Origin of the sequence: Microcystis sp. M20BS1 (assembly GCF_020245305.1) — a bacterium.
GTDB classification, from domain to species: Bacteria; Cyanobacteriota; Cyanobacteriia; order Cyanobacteriales; family Microcystaceae; genus Microcystis; species Microcystis ichthyoblabe_A.
Genome location: NZ_JADBUZ010000248.1, coordinates 1 through 8194 on the forward strand (window position 1 = coordinate 1; position 8194 = coordinate 8194).

The 8194-nt window shown below is 44.8% G+C and carries 8 protein-coding genes and 1 pseudogene; 3 read left to right on the forward strand and 6 right to left on the reverse strand.

Features of this window, described 5'->3' with window-relative positions; translation table 11 throughout:
• Positions 1–121: 121 nt before the first annotated feature.
• Genes IM507_RS23125 through IM507_RS23135 form a run of 3 tightly spaced genes read right to left on the reverse strand, consistent with a single transcriptional unit; the run spans position 122 to position 2016 of the window.
• Positions 122–361 (reverse strand): ATP-binding cassette domain-containing protein, encoded by a 240-nt coding sequence (locus IM507_RS23125; protein ID WP_287637811.1) that lies wholly within the window; start codon positions 359–361, stop codon positions 122–124.
• Entirely contained in the window at positions 358–1473 is a 1116-nt protein-coding gene (locus IM507_RS23130; protein ID WP_123231301.1) for an acyl-CoA dehydrogenase family protein, read from the reverse strand. The genes IM507_RS23125 and IM507_RS23130 overlap by 4 nt, the downstream gene beginning before the upstream one ends.
• 12 nt (positions 1474–1485) lie before the next feature.
• Entirely contained in the window at positions 1486–2016 is a 531-nt protein-coding gene (locus IM507_RS23135) for a DUF4242 domain-containing protein (protein ID WP_123231302.1), read from the reverse strand.
• A gap of 324 nt (positions 2017–2340) precedes the next feature.
• Here IM507_RS23135 and IM507_RS23140 point away from each other — a divergent pair, with 324 nt between their 5' ends.
• Positions 2341–3696, forward strand: coding sequence for a serine/threonine-protein kinase (locus IM507_RS23140; protein WP_287637812.1), 1356 nt, complete (start codon positions 2341–2343; stop codon positions 3694–3696).
• On the opposite strand, the gene IM507_RS23145 is transcribed toward IM507_RS23140, so the two are convergent.
• The 3 genes and pseudogenes from IM507_RS23145 to IM507_RS23155 form a co-directional block, all read right to left on the reverse strand.
• On the reverse strand, positions 3688–5127 hold the full coding sequence (locus IM507_RS23145) for an aminotransferase class I/II-fold pyridoxal phosphate-dependent enzyme (protein ID WP_287637813.1): 1440 nt from the start codon (positions 5125–5127) through the stop codon (positions 3688–3690). The two genes, IM507_RS23140 and IM507_RS23145, sit on opposite strands and share 9 nt — an antisense overlap.
• 326 nt (positions 5128–5453) lie before the next feature.
• Positions 5454–5569, reverse strand: a pseudogene (locus IM507_RS23150) (RNA-guided endonuclease TnpB family protein); the annotation flags it as partial.
• Positions 5570–5583: 14 nt separating this feature from the next.
• Positions 5584–6165, reverse strand: a complete 582-nt coding sequence (locus IM507_RS23155; protein WP_002734101.1) for a hypothetical protein — start codon at positions 6163–6165, stop codon at positions 5584–5586.
• A 205-nt stretch (positions 6166–6370) separates the two neighbouring features.
• Between IM507_RS23155 and pyrH the strand changes: the two genes are divergently transcribed.
• Positions 6371–7093 carry a UMP kinase gene (gene pyrH, locus IM507_RS23160; RefSeq protein ID WP_002732255.1) on the forward strand — a complete coding sequence of 241 codons (723 nt, stop codon included), beginning with the start codon at positions 6371–6373 and terminating at the stop codon, positions 7091–7093.
• 13 nt (positions 7094–7106) lie between these two features.
• Entirely contained in the window at positions 7107–7628 is a 522-nt protein-coding gene (gene frr, locus IM507_RS23165) for a ribosome recycling factor (RefSeq protein ID WP_002734034.1), read from the forward strand.
• Positions 7629–8194 lie beyond the last annotated feature (566 nt).

Sequence of the window (8194 nt, forward strand, 5' to 3'; positions counted from 1 at the left end):
AAAAGTTTATGCTGCTATTTTTTTTTCGGAAAAATAGGTTGTAATGGGAGACTCTTTGTTTTCCTAGACAAAAATAATTACTTTTTCAAAAAAACACTTTTCTATTTTTTTGTTGGGTATTTTATTCTCTGGAAGTCCCTGAGTGCAATTGTATTTCTCCGCCATCGGCACTTTGCAAACCAGCGGCGGTAGCAAGGAGGGTAGATTTACCGCAACCACTGGCCCCGAGCAAACAAACCACCTCACCGGAGCGCACCTGTAGGTTAATATCCTCAAAAACGGTACGGTAGCCATGGCGGGTTTTATAGCGTTTATGGAGATTTTTTAGGCTGAGGACGGGGTAATCAGTGGCGATACTCATTCTCTCACCCCCGCTCGCTCGAGTTCGCCAGTGAGAATTTTATCGGTAGCGGACTGACGTTGTAACTCTCTTTCCAGTTGAATCAGGCTCGGAGTTAACACTGGTAAAAAGGCGACCTCCCGCAGCCGTCGGGCCGTGTCGCTATTACGGAAATAGCCTTTTCCTCCCTTAATTTCCGCTTCTAACCCTACGGATTCCACCGCTAACCGGGTAATGTCCACTCTGAGGGTGAATAGTTGGCGTGTTCGTGCGAGATCGAAGCTTTCTAGGGTGCTGAATTGCTCGATTGTCTTTTCTAGACGAGTCAGACGCTCCCGGGCGAAGAAATAACGATCGCTGGCTACCGCTGCCTTTCCCCCTAAACTTTTCTCCGTCTCCCCAAGGGATTTACGCGTAATGCCAAGGGCCAGTCCGCATTGTAACAGCAAGAAACAGGGGCGGACTGAGGGTAAAAATTTTGCTGCTTCCAAGCTGATAATCCAGTCGTGAGATAACTGAACTCGATCGAATTCAAGGGTACTGGTGCGGGAAGCCTGTAAACCCAATAATTGTAGGTCTTCACCCCGTTTTAACCCTTTTGCGAAGGAGGGAAGGGCGAGGATAAGAGTTTCTCCCGATGTGGTTTGAGCGGCAACGGCTACTATGAATTCTCCCTTAGAGTCGAGGTTAGAGGCCCAGGGCAGGAAGCCATTAACAGTGACGTTTTCTCCTTCGATCTTTGCCTGTAAACGCAGCTCCTCGATCCCGCCGAGGTACTTCATGGCGTTGGAGAGTCCTGTGGCTCCGGCTATCTCTCCCTTGAGAACAGCAGGTAGAATTTTGTTTTGTAGATAAGTGTTATTACTGGCGGCCAGATATTGGATGAAGACGCGCTGACACCAGAAAACAAAACCGGTGGTGAGGCAGCATTGGGACACAGAGGAGATCGCCTCTACTGCCTGTAATAAGGAGCCACCCCGGCCTCCTAAGCTTTCAGGTATAGCATAGCCGAACCAGCCCGATTCTCCTAGCTTGGTTAGGGCCGAACCGACGTTGAGATTAGCTGTACCGTTGTTGAGGTCAGTGGCTCTTTCTTCCAGAAAAGAAAGGATTTCGGAGCCTCGATCGAGCATAATTGTTCTCTCCTAGGGGTGAATATTTTCAATCGAGGTCAAACTATCTATAGGTGCGCCGACCACTTCTCTGGCTCTTTTTACCGCCGCTTCATCGGGACTATCGTAGAAACAGAGACATTTACTCAAGTCTTCGCAAATATATGTACGCTCGAAACTGACTTCCGGCACTTGAGCATAAAGGGGGGTTTTCTCCGCTTTTCGTTGCAGGTAAGTTTCCATCGTTAGCCCCGGGGGTAAATTCCACTGTACTAGATAGTTGGCTTTGTCTTTGCGCTCTCGCACAGTGGCTAAGTCCTGCCCAATCAAGCGCATTTCCTTGATTAGTTGCCAACTTAGCCCAGCGTTTTCTAGTACTTGTTCGAGGGAGGCGCGATCAATCGCTTTGATAATCAGGAATAACCGCCCCTCTGTTTCACCGATTAGGGCTTCGATTAACTCTCCCTGGGATTTTGATGCGACTGTGGCAATGCGCTCCAATATCTCGCTCACCTCTTCTTTTGTCCTTTCTTGTCGATCATCCTCTACTAGATATAGATTCATAATTCATCTGAAATACATTTACGATACACTTGAGTTTACTGCCTTTGGGAAAAAAAAGCAATATTTTCAAGCGCATCAAAACGCCGCGGCCAGAACCCTTGCCTTGGCTGATATGCGTGACCCGATTGATAACCGCCCTTATCTGGCTGAATTTTTTTCGGCCAAAGACTTGACAAACTTCAAAATTTCTGCTAACCTTGTAGTATAATGGGAATCCGTGTCGGCCTACGAACCCTCTTTTTAACTCTTTCTCAAGAATAAAAATTTTAACCCGAATTGCCGGTAGTAGCTAAACTAAGAGCAGTACCACGGGAAACGGTGATTATGGAAGTTATTTGCACGCGTCCCCACTGTCCGAGACCGCGTAATCAGTGCCTAGACCTAGACGATAGCAATCGTTTAACCTCGATCGAGCAGAAATATTGTATTACTTGCGGGATGCCATTAATTTTGGGGGGACGTTATTTGCCTGAACGTCTATTGGGACAAGGAGGATTTGGGGCAGCATTTTTAGCAGTAGATCGTTATAGTCCCAAAAAAGCTAAATGTGTACTCAAACAATTTCAACCCTCCGGTAATTTAAGTCCCCAAGCTTTAGAAAAAGCGAAAAATTTATTTTTTCAAGAAGCGCACGTTTTAGAAGATTTAGGACGAGAACATCCTCAAATCCCCGATCTCTATGCTTTTTTCCCTTTAAAAGTCAAGAATCAATTAACGGGAGAAGAAGAGCAATTTTTCTATCTGGCCCAGGAATATATCGACGGTAAAAACTTAGAAGAAATTCTCCAACAGCAACAAAAACCCTTTCAAGAAAGTGAAGTTAAAAACATTCTCAAAGAATTACTTCTTATCCTCAAATTTATCCATGAAAATGGTTCCATTCACCGGGATATAAAACCATCTAACATCATGCTATCCAAAAATGGCCGTCTCTATTTACTCGATTTTGGTGCAGTAAAACAGGCTACTAATAACCCCAATAATACACAAGAGAAATCCACAACAATTTACTCAGCTGGATTTGCTCCTCCCGAACAACAATTAGGCAATCAGGTATCAGCATCCACAGATTTATATGCCCTAGCAGCTACCTGTGTTATACTCTTAACTAATCGTGATCCTGATGATATATACGATCCGCAAAAACAGGTCTGGAATTGGCAAAATTATGCCCCTAATATCAGTGCAGATTTGGCCCAAGTATTCAATAAAATGTTACTAGCAAATCCCCTGGATAGATTTCAATCCTGTGGAGAAGTTTTAACCGCTTTAAATCCTCCTCCCCCACCTTCCCCAATTCCCCCATCTTCCCCATCTTCTCCAGTGATGAGAAAAACTTCCCGCTTTTCTCTTGGGGAAACTTTCGCTAATGCTGCCTTTACAGGGTTTGAGGGGACATTATTAGTAATTGCCTTCAATAGTTTAGTCCCCTCGGTAGGAATTGTCATCGCCTTTATGATCTTAGGTGGCTTAGTTTGGGCATTATTTAAAAAAGTAATTGAAGGAAAAGATATACCAATTATCGCAGCAATTACTCTCGCCTTGATGTTAATTCCGCAACTGCAAGGCAGCCTAAGTTTTCCTGAAATTGCTATCATTGCCGTGATGGCAGCTATCGGGGCAATTGCTATTACTGCCTTTTTCCGGTTAATATATCAGATAATTTTGCGATTATTTTAAAACCCTGAAAGTTGCCAAATTATCATCACTACCGCCGGTAATCGTGCCACCGAGGTCTAAAATAGTTTGCAGATAGTCGAGGACTTCCTGAGAAATTAACTCACCCGGCATCAAAACGGGAATACCGGGGGGATAGGGACAGATAACATCAGCGCTAAGACGATCGAGGGCATTTTTCCGGGATACTATCTCTGTAGGGGCAAAAAAAGCCTTTCTAGGAGAAATAGCCAAATTTGCCGTGACTGGAGCAGGAGTGAGGGGTAAACTGGTAGAGGAAGGAGATTGAAGGGATTGAAAAGCAGTAATTAGGCGATTAATGTGTTCGCGATGATTGCCGATGGAGATAATAAAAGTAAGTTGGCTTAAAGTCGGTAATTCTGCGGTGACAGCGTATTTTTCTCGCAAAATATCGTCTATTTCGTAACCAGTTAAGCCAAAATCTTTGACGATTACCGTTAAACGAGTGCGATCGAACCAGTGACAACCCGGGATAGAATGGGGAAAGTCTAAAACAGAGATATTAGGAATTTTATCGAGTTCTTTTCGGGCAGAAGCGGCTAAATCGAGGGTTTTGGTCAGTAAATCTAGTCCTTGCGTCGCCATTTGCTTTCTAGCACTATCAAGGGAAGCGAGAAGTAGATAACTAGGGCTAGTGGTTTGAACTAATTGTAAGGCTCGATCGACTTTTTCGGAACTAATGCGATCGCTTTTTAAGTGTAACATTGATGCTTGAGTTAAAGCCCCTAAAACCTTATGGGTGGACTGAATAGCCATATCAGCGCCGAGAGAGAGGGCAGCCGGAGGTAAATCGGGATGAAAGGCAAAATGAGCCCCGTGAGCCTCATCAACGAGCAGCGGGATGGAATAATGATTGGTAATCTGGGCGATAGTTTTTAAGTCACAGCAAACCCCTTGATAGGTGGGAGAGACTACCATTACCGCTTTTGCGTCGGGATGAAGTTTCAGGGCATTTGCGAGGGATTGGGGGGTTATATTTAAATTTAGATCGATAGTGGGATTATATTCGGGATTGATAAAGATAGGCTGCGCTCCGGAGAGAATTAAGCCCGAAATTGCCGATTTATGAATATTTCTCGCCAAAATAATTTTATCTCCCTCGCCGCAAGTGGCTAAAATCGCCGCAATAATGCCACAACTGGAACCATTGACTAAAAACCAGCTTTTATCTGCCCCAAATGTCTCGGCTGCTAAAATTTGCGCTTCTTTAATCACTCCCGTCGGGGCAAACAAATTATCCAGGTCGGGTAATTCGGGTAAATCGGCTTTAAAGACGCTTTTTCCTAGTAAATTACTTAAATCTTCCCCGATTCCTTCCCCCTGCTTATGCCCTGGCGCATAAAATGGTACATCTAAACTATTGACTTTTTTTTGCAGTTGTGATATTAGCGGAGCAGATTCTGGCGAAGGCATTTTGGGAAGGGATTATGAATTATGGCTCTCTTGGATTTGGTGGGTAAAATGTATTCTAAGATACATTCCTCCCAGCGAGGGGGTGGAAGGAACCACTCCAGACACAGAGGACACAAAGATTGATCGCTTTTCTAGTAAGTTAAACTGGTCGCAACGCGCTCGCTACGCGAGATCACACAAAGAATAAGAGAGCCGGAAAACTTCGTACCTCACTATTAAGATAACTGCTCTAACATCTCTAGGGACATTTAAGGCTTTTTAGACCCTATATCTGGGCAACGGTCAGACTTTCATCGAGAAATTAAGCGAAAATCCCGACCATATTAAGCGGATTTAGCCGATAGCATATCTCGAAAAGAACGCCATCCTAAGTCTGATATAGCACGGGATAGCTTACGGTTTTAACCATTCCTGATGTGTTGAAATCTTCTAAAACTATCGTAGTGAAAAAGCCAATTAGGCAAGGGATTCTCCCACTTCTAAGAGGGGACAAAAGGGAAAATAGGGAGAAACCGTCCAACGATAGAATTTTTTGCTGCTGGTGGACTGAAGATTAAAACGCAGGGAAACAAAGGGGAAAAAGGGAGATACGGAACAATTCCAACTGAAAGCCGGCTTAGAACTGCTATTATCGTCTTGCAAAGACCAAGCAGGGTATTGAAAAACCTCCCGGACGAGGGATTTTCCTTCATCGCTAACTTGGGCGCAGCTGCGACTAATGCCCGAAACCAAACAGAGACTATTCCCGATACAATTATCATTGGAAGCCACGATCAGGAGATCTTCCCCAGTGGTGGTTAGGTCAAAAGCGATAAAATCTCCACCTTGCCAACGACTAAGGACTTGTCCCTGGGCATTCTGGTAGATAGCGCTGCAGTTTTCGGGATCGAGAAGACGATTACTATCGGGATCTAAGTAACCGCAAACCTTGCCCATCAGACGAGTTCCATCCTGAAACCCATAGACCCAATCAAAGGTATCGATGTTAGCGGCCTTTTGATTGTTTTTGTTAACCAATAGTAATCGATCGCTGACCACGGTTATTAATTCTCTATAAAACTAAGCTTCCCTTAATAACAAAGGTATCACTAAATACTAATTTCCCAACGAAAAGATTTATTAATCTTAACTTGTTGGCCCTGGGGGAGAGTGGACTGGTCAACTTAAATCAAGGCCAAAACCTGCTATCTTATGGGGAGACAAAAATTATCTAGATCTTGTTTTAGCGAGTGGTAGTAAGGGCATGGCGTACAAGCGGGTATTATTAAAACTGAGTGGGGAGGCCCTGATGGGCAATCTCGGCTATGGGATCGACCCGATGGTGGTTTCCGCTATCGCTCAGGAAATCTCCGAAGTGGTTGACCAAGGCATCCAATTGGCGATCGTGGTCGGTGGGGGCAATATTTTTCGGGGGGTGAAAGCCGCCTCGGCCGGCATGGATCGGGCCACGGCCGATTATATTGGTATGATAGCAACAGTCATGAACGCCATGACCTTGCAGGATGCCCTAGAACGAGCGCAAGTACCGACCAGGGTATTAACGGCGATTGCGATGCAGGAATTAGCTGAACCCTACATCCGCCGGCGGGCCATCCGTCATCTGGAAAAAGGTCGGGTGGTGGTTTTCGGTGCGGGATCGGGTAATCCTTTCTTTACCACCGATACCACGGCAGCCCTACGCGCTGCCGAAATCGATGCGGAAGTGGTGTTTAAAGCGACGAAAGTGGATGGGGTTTATGATTCCGATCCCTCTCACAACCCTAACGCGCGACGCTTTCAAAGTCTCACCTACGGTCATGTGCTGACCCATGATCTGCGGGTGATGGACGGAACTGCGATCGCTCTGTGCAAGGAAAATAATATTCCGATAGTCGTTTTCGATCTGTCGGTAGCAGGTAATATTGTTCGCGCTGTCAAAGGTGAACCCGTTGGAACATTGGTAGGAGGATTCTGTGAAGTTAGCTGAAGTTCAAGACCATATGCAGAAAACCGTCGAATCAACCCAGAGAGCTTTTAATACGATTCGTACCGGCCGCGCAAATGCTTCTCTTTTAGATCGAATCGTGGTGGAGTATTATGGCATGGAAACTCCCCTCAAGTCCCTGGCCACTATTAGCACTCCCGACGCAACCACGATCGCCATTCAACCCTTCGATCGTACCAGTATGGGGGCGATCGAAAAGGCGATTTCTCTCTCGGACGTGGGTTTAACCCCCAGTAATGACGGTCAGACCATTCGTTTGAATATCCCTCCCCTCACTAGCGATCGCCGCAAGGACTTGGTCAAATTAGCGGCGAAATTGGCCGAAGAGGGAAAGGTGTCTGTCCGCAATATTCGTCGGGATGCGATCGATGCTATCCGTAAACAGGAAAAAAGTCACGAAATTTCTGAGGATGAATCCAGGGATTTACAGGATCAAGTCCAGAAATCCACCGATAAATTTATCGCCAAAATCGAGGATTTATTAACGACAAAAGAAAAAGATATCATGACCGTTTAAGTTTTTTTCTCCTAAGAAATAGAACAGGCTTTTTGTCTGTTCTATTTGGTTTTTTATCCCTAGGTAAAAGCTAGGGGGTAGTGGGGAGGTTTGGGGGTGAAGTCTTTCCGTATCGAGGCATCTCAGGTTATCAAAAATTCGAGTTTAAAACCCCCTAATTTTATGACGGGGTAAGTTGTTGACTATCTCATTAAAGTCTTAGATTGTAAAATCTACAGCAATTTTCTGTTACACCAAATCAGCTGAAGCGTTCCACATCCTTGCCTAAAATCTTTGATCGCTGCCAAAAAAGTTTTTGGCTAAGAAAAATCCTAATCAATGGGTTGACAGCAGGAGATAGGAGGGACTTTTTGATAGTTTTTGTTTTCTGGACTTAATTAAGTACGTAGGCGTTAAAAATCATCAAATGCCCCCCTTATCAAGGAGGCTGTCCTTTAGTCACATCTTTCTTAACATTTCAAACCTTTGTAGCACAAGGCTTTCAAGACTCGGTTAACAATTTGTAATATTCCTTGTTGACACCCTTACTGACAAAGAAAAAACTGAAATCAAGTCAGGATAAGGGT